We start from the raw sequence: 17,036 nt of genomic DNA, 5'->3' as shown, positions 1-17,036 counted from the left end.
CCAACCATCGGCCCGGCGCGGGAGCGGCGCACAGCAAAAACGCCCCGTGCGCAGGCGGCACGGGGCGTTTCGGTACGGCGGTGGGCGCGGCTACGGCAGCGTGAGCAGGTAGCCGATGGTGAAGTTGGCGTCGTAGCCAAAAACAAACTGCTGGCACCCCGTGGCCCCGGCCACCGACTGATAAATGTTGAGGCCGGCCTGGGTTTTGGCTCCCGGCAGTTGGGAGTACGTTTCGGACGCCCGCAGCACGGTGAACGGCTCTTTGCCCTGGCGGCCGGCCTTGGCCAACTCGTAGGGAACGCCGCCAATGATGAAGCAGGTTTTGCGCAGCTCAGCCGGCACTTGCACCGCTTTCGCCCTCACGTCGGTGGCCACGGCGGTGGCGTCGATGCTCCGCTCGTAGTATTTGGCGCCGTACGTGTCCACCACGTGGGGCTTGCCGCCGGCCATCCAGGCATTTTTGGTGTTGCCCGAGCCCATGTCGACCACAAACGCGTTGTCGGCGTAGCCAGTGGGCAGGGCCGCCACCAAGCCCAACACACCTTCGCGCTCCGGCGTCACGGTGGTCACCTTATACTTAAAGGCCTCCAGCCCCTTGATGATGCTCTGCGTGCCCGTAGCCATGAGGGCCCCGGAGCTAACCACAAAATGAATGTCGCGGCCGGCCACGCCGAAATCCAGCATCTGGCCGATGTACGTCTTCAGGCCGTGGCGAACGTCGGCCTCGGTGGCCATGTTTTCCATCACGAGGCTGTTGCCAAATTCCGACTTTTCCAGCTTCCAGTTGCGCTTCTCATCTACTCGGATAATGAACAGATTGAAGCCGCTGGCCCCCAACTCCACCACCCCCTTGAGGCGCCCGTTGACCGGCGCGGCCGGCCGGTAGGTGAAAACTGCCGGTGCCGGCGCTGCAGCCGGCGCCACAGGCGCGGCCACTGCCGCGGGTGCGGGAACTGCTTCTGCCGCAACCACTGGTGCCGCCGCTTCCGTGGTAGCCACGACCACGCTTGGGGTGGGAGCTTTGCGGATGAATTCGCCATTTAAGCTCAGCATGTCGCCCTCTCGCAACGGCATGCGCGTGCCATTGGTGAGCAGCACCGACTGCGAGCGGTGCTCTACCCGCACGCCATTGGGCAGGGTGATGTCTTTATCGAGGGACTTGGCCTTGTCGCCGTTGCGCACCACCAGCAGGTTGTCCTGAACCGTGAAGAAAGGCAAGTAGGAAGGGGCTTCAGCGGCTTTCTTTTGAGCGAATGCTTGGTGGGACGTACCAGCCAGCAGCAAACCACTGAGCAGGAGGGAAGAGAAGTAAAGGAAGCTTTATGCAGAAAACTAAATAAAAATTGATTATGGGCTTTTTGACTTGAACCAAGAAGAAATATGATGCAGAAAAGCTCATCAGTAGCTGTGTCTTTCTTTGGGGATTTTGGCCTAATTGTGAAAAACAACTGTGCTAAAGGAGGAGTTTGCTCTATGGATGGATAAGATATGCTTTTTCTCGCGTCTTGGGGCTCCGTCCGCCGCGTGCAGTTACTTTACCATATGCTCGACTGGTCCGTCCAACCCCTCACCTTACCGCTCAGCTTCGAGTGGAAAATTTCCCGAAATGCTTCTTCTGTGAAAACCAACCTCTTGGTGCAGGTAGCCGGACAAGGCCACGTTGGGCGTGGAGAGGCCGCGCCGAATGTGCGCTACAACGAGTCGCCTGAGCTGCTGCAGGAGCAGTTCGGTCTGCTGCAGGCAAATGGGCTGGCCGGGGTTGCTTCGCTGGAAGAATTGGATGGCCTATTCGCAGCGCATCCGGTGGCGCATGCGCTCAGCTTTGGCCTAGAGTCGGCGCTGGTACAATGGCTGGCGCACCGCGCCGGGCAGCCGGTGTGGCAATGGCTGGGCGTGCCTCCGCCGGCGGCTGCCGTGCCCACTGCTTTCACGCTCCCCATCATGGCGCCCGGCGCGGTGGCCGCATTCGTGCAGGAGCACAACGCGGCCCGCTTTCAACTGCTTAAAGTGAAAGTAAACCAGGCCGAAGGCTTCGATTTATTGAGAGAGGTGGTGCGCGTGCTGCCCGGCCAAGCCCTGCTGGTAGACGGCAACGAGGCCTGGACCGACGCCGACGGGGTGCTGCTTTTCCTGGAGCAAGCGGCCACGTTGCCCGGCCTAAACCTGCGCCTGCTGGAGCAGCCGCTGCCCGCCGCCCTGGCCGATGACTACCGCTACCTGCGCCCCCGCAGCAGCGCCCCGCTGCTGGCCGACGAGTCCGTCACCAACACGGCGGATTTTGCCGAAATCGCCCAACAGTTTCACGGCGTGAACGTGAAGCTGATGAAAGCCGGCGGCTACAGGCGCGGCATCGACCTGCTGCGCCGCACCCGCGCCCACGGCCTGCTGCCCATGTTGGGCTGCATGGTCGAGACCAGCGTGGGCATAGCGGCCGCGCTGCACCTCAGCGCCCTGGCCGAGGTGCACGATTTGGACGGCATTCTGGTGGTGAAGGACGAGCCGTTCGGGTTGGTGCGCGAAGCCGACGGAAAGGTCTTCTTCGCCGGCAACGCGGCTATTTAGGCCCGTTCAGTTGGGCGTTTACTTGGGCCAGCTGGTCGTCGATGGCTTTGGTGTCGGGCAGGTCGGTGCGGCCCTGGCTGAGCAAATTAACTTTCTGGGTCAGCAGGTCCACCTTTTTGGTGAGCAAGGTCACTTGCATGGCCGGGTCGGCGAAGCCGGGGCCGCGCTGCACGTAAGGCTCGAATTTGGTGGCGCCGGCTGCCGGGGCTCCGCCGCGCGACGCCGCCGCGCTGGCCGGCGTGGCAAACACCACCCCGCCATCGGCGCGCACGTAGTCGCCGTCGCGCAAGGTGAGCTTTTTGCCTTGGGGGTTGATTTTGTCGGCGGGCATTTCCACGATGCCGTTCTTGTAGTTGATTTTGGTGCCGTTGCGCAGCTTCACGTTCTGGGTGAGCGGCGTGAGTTGGGTGCCTTCGCGGCGCATTACTTCGCCGTCCTTGAACACAAACTGCGTCCGGGCGGTGGTTTGCACGGGAAAGCCGCCGTCTTGGGCAGCCGCAAAACGGGGCGCAGCAACCAGGCTGCCGGCAACGAGGACCAAAGCAAAAAAGCGTTTCATGGGGAGGGGAAAAGGTGAATGAGCGGCAATACGTGTTCTGGCGATTTTCGGAGATGCACAGCCGAGGTAATTACTTTACTGCAAATAATTTTTTCTATCATTGACAGGAACAGTGTTGCAACATTAAATGTATGTACATTATATTTGCATCCAATTCCTCTGCCTACCATGCGCATCGAAGACGAAATCAAGCAGCCCATCTTCCGCAACGAGAACCAAAAGGCCCACATCAACTTGGTGTTCACGGCCGGCTGGCTGCAGTTGCGCCAAGCCGCGGCGTTCAAACCCCTGGGCCTGACGCTGCCCCAGTTCAACATTCTGCGCATTTTGCGCGGCCAGCATCCGCTGCCCGCTACGGTGGCCCTGCTGATTGACCGCATGCTGGACAAAACCAGCAACGCCTCGCGGATTGTGGACCGGCTGGAGGAGAAAAAGCTGGTGACGCGCACCGTGTGCCCCGCCAACCGCCGGGCCGTCGACATCCGCATCACGCAAGCCGGGCTCGACCTGCTCGAAACCATCGAAACTACCGGCGTGCTCGAACACGCCAACATGAGCCGGCTCAGCGAAGCCGAGCTGCGCCAGCTCAACCACTTGCTCGACAAAATTCGCTCAGCCGAAGAGTAGGCCTGTTTTCTTGATTCAATGCCGTTTGGCACATTTTTTCGTTGCGGCTCCGCCGTACAGTTTTTCCCTCATACCCCTTTTTTCATTTTCTTTTTTCTCATGAAAAAGTTTCTGTTGCCCGCCCTCTTCGTAGTGGCCACCCTTGGTGCAGCCCCCGTTGCTACGGCCCAAAAAAATAACAGCACCAAAATGGCCGCCAACGCCCCCGGCTACAAGCTGCAGCCGCAGCTGAGCACCCTGGGCTGGGAAGGCAAAGCCGTGACCCACGGCCACAACGGCACCATGCAATTCGCCGATGGCGAGCTGCTGGTGAAAGGCAACGCCATCGTGGGCGGCAACGTGGTGGTTGACATGAAAACCATGAAGGCCACCGACATCAAGGATGCCGAAAGCCACACCAAGTTCGTGGGCCACATGAGCGCCGATGATTTCTTCGGCGTGGCTACGTACCCCACTTCGACTTTTAAAATTGTGAGCGTAACGCCGCTGAAAGGCGACGCCAGCGGCAACAACGCCACCATCGCCGGCGACATGACCATCAAGGGCGTGACGCAGCGCATCACCTTCCCCGCCAAAGCCGGCGTGAAAAACGGCGTGGCTTCGGCCAGCGGCACCGTGACCATCGACCGCACCAAGTTCGGCCTGAAGTACGGCTCGAAGTCGTTCTTCGAGAGCATCGGCGACAAAGCCATCAACGATGACTTCACACTGAGCTTCAACGTCATCGCTAAGAACTCCTAATTGCCCTCGCCTTGCTGAGATAACAGCCAGGCACCAAAAAGCCCCGCCAGCAATGGCGGGGCTTTTTGTTTTCGGTTGGGTTGATAAGTAGTTGGTTAGTGCGGAATCTCGAAGCTACGCGGCAACTCAAATTTCAGGTGGTGGCTTTTTTTGCGGCTGTGTAGCTCGCGCAAAATGTCGTCGAACTCTGACTTGTATTCGACCCAAAGGTCTTCGTGCAAGCTCTTCAGCACCAGCGCCGGCACGCGGGCGGCCAACCGAGCAGTTGCGTTGTAGAAGCCGTCGTAGACGCTATCGAACTGCCCGGAGTAATTGTCGATGCACTGGCGCAGGATGTAGACCAGCAGGTCTATTTCCAGCTGCTTGTTTTTGGTGATGCGGCGGGCGCGGGCGGCTTCCTGCACGCTGGCCCGGACGGCTTTCACCAGGCTGCGGTTGAGCAAGCGGCCCGAAACGGCCACGTTGAACAGCTCGTGGATGCGGTCGGCGGTTTCTTCCTGTATTTGCCCAATGGTGACGTCGGCCAGGAGTTCAAATCGGAAGGTTTCGTACAGCTCTGCGTCGCGGCGCACGGCGCGGAGCAGTAAGGCTTCCTTTTCGGGCTCGGAGAGGCGCTTGAGGGCTTTTTTAAAGTCAGGGGAGGGAACGGGCATTGCAAAGCGTAGGGTGGCGGTTAGCCCGTTACGAAGGCAGGAACGCTAACGGTTGAGACAGGCGCAGGGCGGTGAGCCAAAAATAAGGCAATAACGCGGCCGCCGCTGCGAAGCTCGCAGCGCAAGGGGATGGCTTGGGAGCCATTTTGTTGCTGGTAAGTAGGGCAAGCTAAATATGTGCGAATCGTCAGATTGCAACGAAACGAAAACGCGGGTTTTACAGTTATTACTTGCTGCCCAACGCCGGCTTTCCTGCGTAAATTTGCCCTATGAACACCCGTCCGCAAATTGAGAATGATGAAGAGGTACTGCTGCTCGAAGAAGAAGTCGAGCTGCGCAACCTCGTCGTGTACAACGACGACATCAACACCTTCGAACACGTCATCAAAACCCTGATTGACGTGTGCGGCCACCAGCCCGAGCAGGCCGAGCAATGCACCCTGCTCATCCACTACAAGGGCAAGTGCGCCGTCAAAGTCGGTACCTATGAGGAGCTCGAGCCGATGTGCACGGCCATTCACGACCGGGGCATTTCGGCCGAAGTTATTTGACGTGCAAAGGTGTTGGGGTGAAAACGCGCGCAAGTTTTTGACTGCGCCTTTCATGCAGCACATTTCCACATCAGCACATTTTCACATTTTTTGAATGGAGTTTCCCTCAAAACTGATTGAAAACGCCGTGGGCGAATTGGCGCGCCTGCCCGGCATCGGTCGCAAGACCGCGCTCCGGCTGGCCTTGCACCTGCTCAAGGCCGAAATGGATACCACGGCCACCTTGGCCGAGGCCCTGGCCAAGATGCGTTTCGAAATCACTTATTGCAAAACCTGCCACAGCATTTCCGATTCGGAAGAATGCGGCATCTGCGCCAACAAGCTGCGCGACCACAGCCTGGTGTGCGTAGTGTCGGACGTGCGCGACGTCATTGCCATTGAGAACACCGGCCAATATAAAGGCGTGTACCACGTGCTGGGCGGCGTTATTTCGCCCATTGAGGGCGTAGGGCCGTCCGATTTGCACATCGACTCGCTGGTGGAGCGCGCCTCGGCCGAAGAGTCGGAAGTGCGCGAAGTCATTTTGGCCATCAGCCCGACCATGGAGGGCGACACCACCGCCTTCTACCTCTCGCGCCGCCTGCGCGACCTGCCCAACGTGCACATCAGCACCATTGCCCGCGGCATTCCCATGGGCGGCGAGCTGGAGTACGCCGACGAAATCACCCTGGGCCGCAGCATTGTGGACCGCCTGCGGCAGGCCCGGTAAGTCACCTACCAGATTCAAGCGCAAAAAGCCCCGATTCACTGCTGATTCGGGGCTTTTTGCTGGGCCAAAGAAGCTGCCCCGAGACTGTTGCGCGGCGGCCAGCAAGCCAGCGGCAGGATATTCGGTACGGTTGTGCTCGCAATGCCGGGGAAGCCTGTAATTTCGCCCATTGTGGTGAAGCTCTCCGTCGTTATTGTTAATTACAACGTCTGCTATTTTCTGGAGCAGGCGCTGCTCTCGGTGCGGCGGGCCGTGGAAAAGCTAGGCCAGCCGGTGGAAGTGTTTGTGGTCGACAATAATTCGGCCGACGGCTCGGTGGCCATGGTTCGCACGCGCTTTCCGGAGGTGGTGCTCTTGGCCAACCGCGACAACCCCGGCTTCTCCAAAGGCAACAACCAGGCGCTGCGCCAAGCCACGGGCCAGTACCACCTGCTGCTGAACCCCGACACGGTGGTGGAAGAAGACACTTTTCTGGTCTGCTGCGAGTTCATGGACGCCCACCCCGACTGCGGGGGGCTGGGCGTGAAGATGCTGGACGGCCAGGGCCGGTTTTTGCCCGAAAGCAAGCGCGCGCTGCCCACGCCGGCCGTTGCGTTCTACAAGATGTTTGGCCTGGCGCGGCTGCTGCCTGCTTCGCGCACTTTCGGGCGCTACCACCTCGGCTACCTCAGCCCCGACGAAACCCACGAAGTGGAGGTGCTGAGCGGCGCTTTCATGCTCCTGCGCCAAGCGGCCCTCGACCAAGTGGGCCTGCTCGACGAAGCCTATTTCATGTACGGCGAAGACATTGATTTGTCGTACCGCCTGACCCGCGGGGGCTGGAAAAATTATTATTTCCCCGGCACCCGCATCATCCACTACAAGGGCGAAAGCACCAAGCGCACCAGCGTAAACTACGTTTTCGTGTTTTACCGGGCCATGGTAATTTTTGCCCGGAAGCACTTTGCGCCGGGCCGGGCCGGCCTGTTTTCGCTGCTCATCAACGCCGCCATCTGGTTGCGGGCGGGCGCGGCGGTGCTGGAGCGGTTGGCCGTGCGGGTGGCGCCGCTGCTGCTCGATGCCGGCCTGATGTGGGTTGGGATGTACTTTTTGAAAACGTACTGGGAAAACAACCACAAGTTTGTGCCGGGCGCTTACCCGCCCCAGTACATGCTGGTGGCGGTGCCGGTGTACATTCTCATTTGGCTGGTATCGGCTTACCTGAGTGGGGCTTACGACCCACCGGTGAAAACCTCGCGGGTGGTGCGGGGCATCTTCGTGGGCACGCTGATTATTTCGGCGGCTTCCAACTTCCTCGACGCCTGGCGCTTTTCCAAAGCCCTGATTATTCTGGGCGGGGCGTGGGCGGTGGCGGCCATTGCGGGGCGGCACTTGCTGGCGCACTTCCTCAAATACCGCGACCTGCGCCTGAGCGAGCGGCGGCAGAAAAACATTGCCATCGTGGGCTCGGGGCCCGAAAGCCGCCGCGTGCGCCACCTGCTGGAAGCCGCTGGCGTGCAGGCCCGCGTCATCGGCTACGTGGACGTAACGCCCGGGCCGGAGGCCGGGGCCTCGGTATTGCCCTTTGCCGGGGCCGGGCTGGCCGCCGACGAACCCTTGGGCGAACTGCGCCAACTGGCCGACATCATCCGCCTCTACGCGCTCGACGAGTTGATTTTCTGCGGTAAAGACCTGCCCGCCAGCCGCATCATCGCCCTGATGCTCAGCTTGCCCACCGTGCCGCCCGTGGCCTACAAAATCCTGCCCGAAGACAGCCAATACATCATCGGCAGCAGCAGCAAAGACACGCCCGGCGACTACTATACCCTCGACATTGCCCTCAACCTGTACCAACCCCGCCAGGCCCGCGCCAAGCGCCTGCTCGACGTGCTGAGCAGCGTGGCCATGTTGCTGCTGGCCCCGCTGCTCATGTGGTTTCAAGGGTCGAAAGCCGGCTTTTTGCGCAACTGCCTGGCCGTGCTGGTGGGCAGCCGCACCTGGGTGGGCTTGCGCTACATGGCCGGCCCGGCCCGGGCCGTGCCCGCCGTGCTCTCGCCCGCCGATGCCGCCGTGGCCGTGGCCCCCCTGAACGAAACGACGCGCCGGCGGCTGGAACTGCTGTACGCCAAAGACTACGAACCCGGCACCGACTTGAACGTGCTCTGGCGCTGCTGGCGGCACTTGGGCTAAGGCGAGCCGATTGACGGGCCGGCCCGCCCACGCTGCCGGCCCAGCCACGCTACGGGTTGCATGGGCTGCCGTAGCTTTGCCTTTTGCAAGCTAGTACCCTTCCTCATGACTGACAAAGCCGCCCCCGTGACTGCCTCACCGCTAGCCGACCGCCTGCTGGCGATGAACGAATCGGCCACCATTGCCATGGCCAAAAAGTGCCGGGAGCTCATTGCCAAAGGCTTCGACGTCATCAACCTGAGTTTTGGCGAACCTGACTTTCAAACCCCGCAATACATTAAGGACGCTGCCAAGCAAGCCCTCGACGACGGCTTCACGTTCTACACGCCCGTGCCCGGCATCCCGGAGCTGCGGCAGGCCATTTGCGACAAATTCAAGCGCGACAACCAGCTCGACTACCAGCCCAATCAGATTGTGGTGAGCACCGGTGCCAAGCAGGCGCTGGCCAATGCCGTGCTCAGCCTCGTGAACCCGGGCGACGAAGTTATCGTGTTTTCGCCCTATTGGGTGAGCTACGAGGAGATGGTGAAGCTGGCCGATGGTACCTCAGTACCGCTTCTGGGCACGCTCGAAAACGAGTACAAAGTGACTGCCGCGCAACTCGAAGCCGCCATCACGGAGCGTACCAAGCTTATCATGTATTCGTCGCCCTGCAACCCCACGGGCGCCGTGTTCAGCCGCGAAGAACTGGCGGCAATTGCGGCTGTGCTGGAGCGTCATCCGCAGGTATACGCGTTAGCGGATGAGATTTATGAGTACATCAATTTTGTGGGCGAGCACGTGAGCCTGGCTCAGTTTCCGGCCGTGAAGGACCGGGTTGTTACCGTGAACGGTTTCTCCAAGGGCTACGCCATGACGGGCTGGCGCCTGGGCTATCTTGCCGCTCGGCAGGACATTGCCTCGGCCTGCGATAAAATGCAAAGCCAGATTACGTCGGGCACTTGCTCCATCACGCAGCGGGCGGGACTGGCGGCCCTGCGCGGCGGCCGTGCCTCGGCTGATGAGATGGTGGCCGCTTACCGCCGCCGCCGCGACTTGGTGCTGGACATTGTGAAAGACATCCCTGGCTTTAAGACGCCGACTCCAAGCGGTGCCTTCTACATTTTTCCGGAAGTGTCGGCTTACTACGGCCGCACCGCTCCTGATGGCAGCACCATCAATAACTCACTGGATTTGGCAATGTACCTACTGAATGATGCGCTGGTGTCGGCCGTATCGGGCGAGGCGTTTGGGGCACCGGACTGCATGCGTTTCAGTACCGCCGCCGCCGATGACAAGCTCGTGGAAGCCTTCCGGCGGGTGAAGGAAAGCCTGGCGAAACTGGCTTGAATGGGTTCTGGCAGAACCGTCATGCAGAGCGCAGCGAAGCATCTCGCTTGTGGTAGTAATTAGTTAATGCACGCGAGATGCTTCGCTGCGCTCTGCATGACGGCCTTTTTTGTGCCATAACCTCGATACTACCTTGTCCGAAACTTCTCTACAAACGCTCTTCGACAACTTCAACAATCTGCGCGTCCTCATCATCGGCGACGTGATGGTGGACGCTTACGTGTGGGGCCGGGCCACGCGCCTTTCGCCCGAGGCCCCCGTGCCTGTGGTGCACGTGGCGCGCACCGAAAACCGCCTTGGCGGCGCCGCCAACGTGGCCCTGAACGTGCAAGCCCTCGGCGCCACACCCTTGCTGTGCGCCGTGATTGGCACCGACGCCGGCGGCGACCAATTGCTCCAGTTGCTGTACGAGCGGCATTTGTCGGCCGATGGCATTATCCGCAGCGCCAATCGGCCCACCACGGTGAAGCAGCGCATCCTGGCTCATGGCCAACAGTTGCTGCGCATCGACTCGGAGGTAGAAACCGACGTGAACGCCGAAGAAGGAGCCGAGCTGCTGGCCGCTTACGACGACCTGCTGACGCGGGCCGACGTGGTGATTTTTGAGGATTACGACAAGGGCGTGCTCAACGAGGCCATCATCGAGCAGTGCATTGCGCGGGCCCGGCAACGCGGCATCCCCACGGTGGTAGACCCGAAGAAGAAGAATTTCCTGGCCTACCGCCACTGCACGCTGTTCAAGCCCAATTTGAAAGAGTTGCGCGAAGGGCTGAAGCTGGAATTTGGCGAGCCCAACACCGACCGGGTGGGTTTTGAAGCCGCCGTGGTGCGGCTCCGAGAGCTGCTGGAGCCCGAAACGGTGCTGGTTACGCTCTCAGAGCATGGCGTATTTGCCCAGCAAGACGGCCAGAAAACCTATTTGCCCGCGCATTTACGCACTATATCGGACGTGTCCGGCGCTGGCGATACGGTCATCAGCATTGCCGCTCTGTGTGTGGCCTTGGGGCAGTCAGCCGCTTTCACGGCCGCGCTGGCCAACCTGGGTGGCGGGCTGGTGTGCGAGCAAGTAGGCGTGGTGCCCGTCGAGAAACAACTCTTGCTCGAAGAAGCGCAAGAAGCCCAGCTAGCAGGTTGAGCGGCTACTCCGCCGGTGCGTCCAGTTGCTTGACGACCCGGGCTGGGTTGCCCACGGCGAGGGAGTAGGGGGGAATGTCCTTGGTGACAACTGCCCCCGCCCCAATCACGCAGCCCGCGCCAACGCTCACGCCGGGACAGATGACGCTGCCTCCGCCAATCCAGCAGTCGTCGCCAATAGTGATGGGCCGGCCCAGCTCCAACGTGCGGCGCACCACGGCGTCGAGCGGGTGCGTGGCGGCGTAGAGCTGCACCGCGGGCCCAAACATTACCCGCGAGCCAATGGTGATTTTGGCCACGTCGAGTACCACGCAGTTGACGTTGAAGTACACATTGTCGCCGCAGTGGATGTTGCTGCCGTAGTCGCAGTGGAAGGGCGGCTCAACATAGAAGTTCTGGCCGGTGTGCGGAATCAGCTCAGCCAGGATACCCTGGGCCGCAGCCGTGAAAAGATATTCTGTGACATTGAGGCGGTGCAGCAGGCCTTTGGCGCGGGTACGCGCTTCCACCAGCTCGGGGTCAGAGGCGAGGTATAGCTCGCCCGCCAACATCTTTTCTTTCTCGCTGGGCATAAAATCGTCGCTAAGCTTTTTTCAGAAACTCGGTTTTGAGCACCATGGTGCTGCCACCGGCCCGGCCCTCAATCTCGGCCGCGCTATTGGTAAGGCGGATGTTCTTGACCAGCGTGCCGCGCTTCAGCGTCAGGGACGAGCCTTTCACTTTGAGGTCTTTGATAAGAGTCACCGAATCACCTTCGGCGAGCAGAGTGCCGTTGCTGTCTTTAACGTCCATGGGAAGAGGGTTGTTGGGTGAGGTAGAGACGCATACTTGCGTCTCGTCGTCCGCGCCGTCAGATAGCACGTGGTTCGTTCAATGACGAGACGCAAGTATGCGTCTCTACCTCGTTCAGCAGGCGTTGTTTTAGCGGCGGAAGAGTAGTAGATAAGCCAGAAAAAACACCGGCGAGAGGCTGCCAATCGAAATCAAAATGACCATGAACGTTTCCACTCGCGACCGGTCGGGCCGCTTCAGGTGCCAGCGCCACATGAAGAACAGCAGTGTCAGCAACAGGCCCAGGGTGAGGTAGAAGGTGGAGCTAAACATATCGTATGCTATTGCAATGAATCGCACACCGCCTTGAATTCGGCAGCACTATCAAATGTGAGGAAGTTACTATAGATTACGTATGAAATGAGCCCTGTTGTGGATTGTAGGAATTGCATCAACTCTGCTAGCACAATGTCCACAGTTTCATCGTCATCATTTGCAATTGTCAAAGACATTACCAAATGACCGTCCGCCAGAAAGTGCGCTCCGACCATAATTTTAGGAGACAAGGGTTCTGACACACCATGCGTAAAACGAAGATTAGCATGGCCGCCAATCACTGCTGTAGCTGGAGTTGCTTGAGGTCCGCTCCAGTAGCGAGTAACAGCTAATTCGGGATGCTCTTGAAAATAATGCAGCATATCGTACTCGCTCGCATATTCTACACCTAAATCCTCATAGTCTTCGGTAATGGGAGTATGATAAGATAAGAAGCGCCTCAATACCTGTAAAACAGTATTGGCAAGACGGTCGTTGGCTAATACGTAGCAGATGGCGTCAATCATTGCAGATACATCGTTACCCTCGCCAGGCCTTCACCGTGTCAACGAACACGCGCACGTTGTCCGGGTCGGTGTCGGGGTACACCCCGTGGCCGAGGTTGGCGATGTGGGGGCCGCCGGCGAATTTGCGGAGCATGGTTTCGGTGGCCGCTTTCACTTGTTCGCGGGTGCCGTAGAGGGCGCAGGGGTCGAGGTTGCCTTGCAGGGTTTTGTCGTCGGCTTGCAGGCGCACCTGGGCGGGGTCCTGGTTCCAGTCGAGGCCGATGGTGCGGCAGGAAGTGGCGGCAAAATCCTCGACGGCCCACCAAGCTCCTTTGGCAAACACGGTGACTGGCACGAGTGGCGAAAGGGCCTCGGTGATTTCGGCGATGTAGCGGGTGGAGAACTCGCGGTAGTGGTCGGGCGGCAGGGTGCCGGCCCAGGAGTCGAACACCTGTACGACCTGCGCGCCGGCGGCCACCTGGGCCTTCAAGTAGGCAATGGTGGTGGCGGTGATTTTGGCCAGCAGCTGGTGCGCCAGGGCGGGCTCGCGGTAGAGCATGCCGCGGGCTTTGCTGAAAGTTTTGGAGCCGTGGCCTTCCACCATGTAGGCCAGCAGCGTCCAGGGGGCGCCGGCGAAACCGATGAGCGGCACGCGGCCATTGAGGGCTCGCTTGGTAATACGCAGGGCTTCGAGCACGTAGCTGAGGCCTTCTTCGGGGTCGGCGATGCGGAGCTTCTCCACGTCGGCGGCCGACTTGATGGTGTTGGGAAACAGGGGGCCGCGGGCTTCCACCATTTCGTAGGGCAGGCCCATGGCGTCGGGCACCACCAGGATGTCGGAGAAGATGATAGCCGCGTCCACGTCCAGCGCATCGATGGGCTGGATGGTGACTTCGGCGGCCAGGGCGGGCGTTTCCACCAGCTCTTTGAAACCGGAGAGGCGGGCGCGCAGGGCGCGGTATTCGGGCAGGATGCGGCCGGCTTGGCGCATCAGCCATACGGGGGTGCGCTCGGTGGCTTCGCCGCGGGCGGCGCGGAGGAAAAGGTCGTTTTTCAGCATAGGAACGGCAAAGGTACACCCTTCGGCCGGCTGCTTTGGAGCCCAGTTGAAAAGTGTACCCTTGCAAAAGTGAACGCGGAGCCATGCGGCTAGTTGCCTAGCCGGCTCACTGCTAGCCTTAGCCGGCGCGGCGTTTCTCTTCCTCGGCTCCGCCGGAGCGCCGCTTCGTGGGGGCCAATTTGTCGTTGCCGAAGCGGTAGCTAAACGAAAGGGTCACAAAGCGCGAGTCGCGGCGCTGGTAGAAACGCTCCACGTAGTTGTCGTAGGTGGACGTGACGCGGCCCACGCGGGTGAAAAAGATGTCGGCCATGGCCAGTTTCAGGTTGGCTTTGCGGTCCCACAAGCCCTTCTGCACGCCGGCGCTCACTTCGCCGTTGGGGCGCTGCACGAAAAAGCCATTCACCTCGCGCGACTGGTAGCTGCCGTTCAGCTCGGCGCTCCAGCCCTTGCCAAAAGTGAAGGTGTGGTTGGACGTCAGGTTCAGCGTCACGCCGCCGCGGTCGAGGTTGGTGCCGGCTACTTCGCCGTTGAAGCGGCTGTAGTATAGCACGGCGTTGTTGTAGGCCTTCCACCACTTGGTGATGTCCACCGGGGCCGTTAGGGTGAGGGCGTAGTAGTGCTGCAGGTCGAGGTTGCGGAAGGTCGAAAGCACGGTGCTGTCGGTTTCGGGCTGCACCACGCCGATGAGCGGGTTGCTGGTGCGGCTATAGCTGAGGCCGGCGCTGTATTTCTGCTTGAACGTGTGGGTCAGCTCCACGTTGTAGCTGGTTTGGGGCAGCAGGTTGGGGTTGCCGCTGCCGGCAGTGGTCCGGTCGATGAGTTGGCGGAAGGGGTTGAGTTGGCCGTAGCCGGGCCGGTCGATGCGCCGACTCAGCGACACGGCCAGCTCGTGGTTGTCGTTGAGCGTGCGTTTGATGGCCGCACTCGGAAACAGCTGGAAGTAGTTGCGGGTGAAGTCCCGGTATTCCACTTCGCGGTCTTGCTTGCCCACGGCTTTGGTTTGTTCGCCGCGCAGGCCGGCCTGCAGCGTCAGCTTGGGCTGGCTGTAGTTCAGGTTTACGTAGCCCGCGTTGATGTTTTCGTCGTAGCGAAAGCGGTTCGAGCGGTCCAGGTTCAGCGTCGCGTCGTTGAAATACTTCAGGTCGTTATCGGCCGAAACCAAGCTCGATTTTGCGCCCAGTTCCATCCGCAATTGCTTGCTGAGGGCCTGCGTATAGTCCACCTTCACCGACTGGATGGCCAGCCGCCCTTGCTGGTCGAGGCTGTTGGCTTCGGTGGGCTCGCCCACGAAAAAGGTTTTCAGGAGCTGGTCGCGGTTGCTCTCGTAGCGGGCGTAGTCGGCATCGGCCGTGAGCTCCTGCGTGCCAAAGGAGTTGGTGAAGGTGCGCCGGAAGTTCAGGTTGCCGGCCACGTTGTCCAGCTTGTTCTGGCTGGTGTTGGTGGAGTTGTAGCGCTGTGTCCGGCCGCGCAACAAGTCGTTCAATAGCGTCTCGTTGGTGCCCGCAGCAGCGTTTTGGTTGTCTAGGCCACTCACCACGGCCCCAATGGTTGTTTTTTCCGACAGGTTGTAGTCCAGCCCACCGCGCCAGCTGTGCGATTGCAGCGAGACGGGGTTGCTGTTGTCCTGGTCGGAAGTGCTGGTCAGGGGGCGGCCCGTGGCGGTGGGGCGGCTGTAAAAGTCCCGGTGAATGGTCAACAGGTTGACAAACGAGCGGTCAGAGTAATTGTAGGAACCGAACAGGTTGATGTGTTGACGGCGGTGGTTCACGCTCAGCCCGCCGGTGTACCGGTCGGCTTGGCCGCGGGCGTAGCTCAAATTCAAGGTGCCGTTGCTGCCGAGGCGCTGGTCCTTCTTGAGGTTGATGGCGATGATGCCCGCCCCGCCCTGGGCGTCGTACTTGGCCGGCGGGTTGGTGATGAGCTCAATGCTCTTGAGCTGCTCGGCGGGTAGGGCGCGCAGGTAGTCAGCTAGCTCGCTGCCCGTCATAGGCTGGCGCTTGCCGTCGATGAGTACCAGCACGCCCTGGCGGCCGCGCAAGGCCAGGTTGTCGCTGCCGTCCACGGTCACGCCCGGCGAGCGGGCCAACACGTCCAAAGACGTGTTGCCCGCCGCCAGCGTCGAGCCCTCCACGTTCACGATGGTCCGGTCGGCCTCGCGCTCATACAACGGCTTCTGGCCCACAACCTTCACTTCCTTGAGCTGGGTGGCGGCGCTGGTGGCCAGCGTCAGGGCGGGTAACTCCACGGGTTGCCCGGTCGCTTCAAACGGCTGCGACCATTGCCGCACAAACCCAACTTGGGCCGCCGAAACGATGTAGCGCCCCGCCGCAGCCCGCTCGAACTGGAAAAGCCCTTTGGCGTCGCTGAACTCGGTTTTAACCACGGTGGAGTCCTTGGCCCGGTGCAGCGTCACGGTCGCGAATTCAACGGGGACATTGCCAGCGCTCTGCACGGTGCCCCGCACATCGGTAAGCGCTTGCGCCTGCACTTGGCTCCCGCCGATGAGTAAACCCGTCATCAGTACAAGATGGGTGGCGGTAGCTGAGAATAAATATAGTTTCATGTCAGAAAGGGTGTAAAAAAGATTTGCAGAAAAAAGGTGAGGGTTTCAGCTATGGTTGAGATGGAGGGAAGTCAACCAGGCGAAAGAGTATGACATGTCATAAAGGTTGCTTTGGTAAGGGCGTATGAGGTAAAGTTTTTCGTGGTTTTATGAACGTAAAGGAGGTTAGCTGGTCGCTGGGGCGCAATTGCGCGCAATGCGTTCCAGTAGCAGCCGTAGCACCGTGAGCTCCTCTTCGGTGATGCCGGACAAGGCCAGGGCCCGGTTGTCGAGGATGATGGGCTGCACGGCATCGAGCATGCGCTGGCCCTCTTCGGTCACGCGGAGCTGGGTGCGCCGGCCGTCGTGGGGGAGAGGTATGGCCGACAGCAGGCCGCGCTTGGTGAGCAAAGCCAGCATGCGCGCCACCGAGGCCTGGTCCTTGAACACCCGCTCGGCGATTTCGTGCTGGGTGAGGTCGTCGTGCTCCAGCAGCACCCGCAGCACCAGCCACTGGTCGATGGTGATGTCCAGCCCCGCCCGGTCGATGTTGGCCTGGGCCAAGCGCCGGTAGCTTCGGATGGCTTTATCGAGCGAGTAGAAGAGGATGGAGTTCAGCATGCAGAGCAAAGTTAAACAAGACTCTATGATATGTCATAGAGTCTTGTTTTGCCCACGCATTACTTTTTTTGCAGAAGTAGGGTGAGATGGTAATCGCGAAGTTAGTTTGAAGGTCATGCAGCGCGCAGCGAAGCATCTCGCGTGTGGTAGTAACTAAATCTTTAAGAGGAATTAGCGGTGGCGGGCG

At 60.4% G+C, this 17,036-nt stretch carries 18 protein-coding genes; 8 read left to right on the top strand and 10 right to left on the bottom strand.

Translation table 11 applies throughout. From position 1 onward, the window contains the following. Positions 1-90: 90 nt before the first annotated feature. Positions 91-1,218 (bottom strand): DUF6799 domain-containing protein, encoded by a 1,128-nt coding sequence (locus tag VF629_RS04235; RefSeq protein ID WP_331057208.1) that lies wholly within the window; start codon positions 1,216-1,218, stop codon positions 91-93. 399 nt (positions 1,219-1,617) lie between these two features. Between VF629_RS04235 and VF629_RS04230 the strand changes: the two genes are divergently transcribed. After that, a complete protein-coding gene (locus VF629_RS04230; RefSeq protein WP_331057207.1) occupies positions 1,618-2,562 on the top strand; it encodes an enolase C-terminal domain-like protein in 945 nt (314 codons plus the stop codon). Here the strand turns inward: VF629_RS04230 and VF629_RS04225 are convergent. Continuing rightward, positions 2,555-3,121, bottom strand: coding sequence for a DUF6799 domain-containing protein (locus VF629_RS04225; protein ID WP_331057206.1), 567 nt, complete (start codon positions 3,119-3,121; stop codon positions 2,555-2,557). The two genes, VF629_RS04230 and VF629_RS04225, sit on opposite strands and share 8 nt — an antisense overlap. Before the next feature lie 168 nt (positions 3,122-3,289). Between VF629_RS04225 and VF629_RS04220 the strand changes: the two genes are divergently transcribed. Then, on the top strand, positions 3,290-3,748 hold the full coding sequence (locus tag VF629_RS04220; protein WP_331057205.1) for a MarR family winged helix-turn-helix transcriptional regulator: 459 nt from the start codon (positions 3,290-3,292) through the stop codon (positions 3,746-3,748). Between the two features lie 99 nt (positions 3,749-3,847). Next, complete coding sequence (locus tag VF629_RS04215) at positions 3,848-4,489, top strand: YceI family protein (RefSeq protein ID WP_331057204.1); 642 nt, start codon at positions 3,848-3,850, stop codon at positions 4,487-4,489. Positions 4,490-4,584: 95 nt separating this feature from the next. Here the strand turns inward: VF629_RS04215 and VF629_RS04210 are convergent, their stop codons facing one another. Then, positions 4,585-5,142: a hypothetical protein gene (locus VF629_RS04210; protein ID WP_331057203.1), complete on the bottom strand. Its 558-nt coding sequence runs from the start codon at positions 5,140-5,142 to the stop codon at positions 4,585-4,587. A gap of 269 nt (positions 5,143-5,411) precedes the next feature. On the opposite strand from VF629_RS04210, the gene VF629_RS04205 reads away from it, so the two are divergent. The 5 genes from VF629_RS04205 (at position 5,412) to VF629_RS04185 (ending at position 11,035) form a co-directional block, all read left to right on the top strand. Then, positions 5,412-5,693: an ATP-dependent Clp protease adaptor ClpS gene (locus VF629_RS04205; protein WP_331057202.1), complete on the top strand. Its 282-nt coding sequence runs from the start codon at positions 5,412-5,414 to the stop codon at positions 5,691-5,693. A gap of 94 nt (positions 5,694-5,787) precedes the next feature. After that, positions 5,788-6,402, top strand: coding sequence for a recombination mediator RecR (gene recR, locus VF629_RS04200; RefSeq protein WP_331057201.1), 615 nt, complete (start codon positions 5,788-5,790; stop codon positions 6,400-6,402). Between the two features lie 141 nt (positions 6,403-6,543). Continuing rightward, positions 6,544-8,571 carry a glycosyltransferase gene (locus VF629_RS04195; RefSeq protein ID WP_331057200.1) on the top strand — a complete coding sequence of 676 codons (2,028 nt, stop codon included), beginning with the start codon at positions 6,544-6,546 and terminating at the stop codon, positions 8,569-8,571. 105 nt (positions 8,572-8,676) lie between these two features. Continuing rightward, positions 8,677-9,900, top strand: a complete 1,224-nt coding sequence (locus tag VF629_RS04190) for a pyridoxal phosphate-dependent aminotransferase (RefSeq protein WP_331057199.1) — start codon at positions 8,677-8,679, stop codon at positions 9,898-9,900. 133 nt (positions 9,901-10,033) lie between these two features. After that, positions 10,034-11,035: a bifunctional ADP-heptose synthase gene (locus VF629_RS04185; protein ID WP_331057198.1), complete on the top strand. Its 1,002-nt coding sequence runs from the start codon at positions 10,034-10,036 to the stop codon at positions 11,033-11,035. A gap of 4 nt (positions 11,036-11,039) precedes the next feature. Here VF629_RS04185 and VF629_RS04180 read toward each other — a convergent pair whose 3' ends face one another. The 7 genes from VF629_RS04180 to VF629_RS04150 form a co-directional block, all read right to left on the bottom strand. Then, entirely contained in the window at positions 11,040-11,606 is a 567-nt protein-coding gene (locus VF629_RS04180) for a sugar O-acetyltransferase (RefSeq protein ID WP_331057197.1), read from the bottom strand. 10 nt (positions 11,607-11,616) lie between these two features. Then, a complete protein-coding gene (locus VF629_RS04175) occupies positions 11,617-11,826 on the bottom strand; it encodes a zinc ribbon domain-containing protein YjdM (protein WP_198068951.1) in 210 nt (69 codons plus the stop codon). A gap of 129 nt (positions 11,827-11,955) precedes the next feature. Further along, entirely contained in the window at positions 11,956-12,138 is a 183-nt protein-coding gene (locus VF629_RS04170; RefSeq protein ID WP_331057196.1) for a hypothetical protein, read from the bottom strand. A gap of 8 nt (positions 12,139-12,146) precedes the next feature. After that, on the bottom strand, positions 12,147-12,647 hold the full coding sequence (locus VF629_RS04165; protein WP_331057195.1) for a hypothetical protein: 501 nt from the start codon (positions 12,645-12,647) through the stop codon (positions 12,147-12,149). Between the two features lie 13 nt (positions 12,648-12,660). Continuing rightward, positions 12,661-13,686, bottom strand: coding sequence for a uroporphyrinogen decarboxylase (hemE, locus tag VF629_RS04160; protein ID WP_331057194.1), 1,026 nt, complete (start codon positions 13,684-13,686; stop codon positions 12,661-12,663). Between the two features lie 118 nt (positions 13,687-13,804). Further along, a complete protein-coding gene (locus VF629_RS04155; RefSeq protein WP_331057193.1) occupies positions 13,805-16,249 on the bottom strand; it encodes a TonB-dependent receptor in 2,445 nt (814 codons plus the stop codon). A 165-nt stretch (positions 16,250-16,414) separates the two neighbouring features. Next, positions 16,415-16,849: a MarR family winged helix-turn-helix transcriptional regulator gene (locus VF629_RS04150; protein WP_331057192.1), complete on the bottom strand. Its 435-nt coding sequence runs from the start codon at positions 16,847-16,849 to the stop codon at positions 16,415-16,417. Positions 16,850-17,036: the final 187 nt, after the last annotated feature.

Origin of the sequence: Hymenobacter sp., from assembly GCF_036388155.1 — a bacterium.
Taxonomy (GTDB): domain Bacteria; phylum Bacteroidota; class Bacteroidia; order Cytophagales; family Hymenobacteraceae; genus Hymenobacter.
Note: the sequence above shows the minus strand (reverse complement) of the source record. Positions and strands in the feature narration are given on the sequence as shown.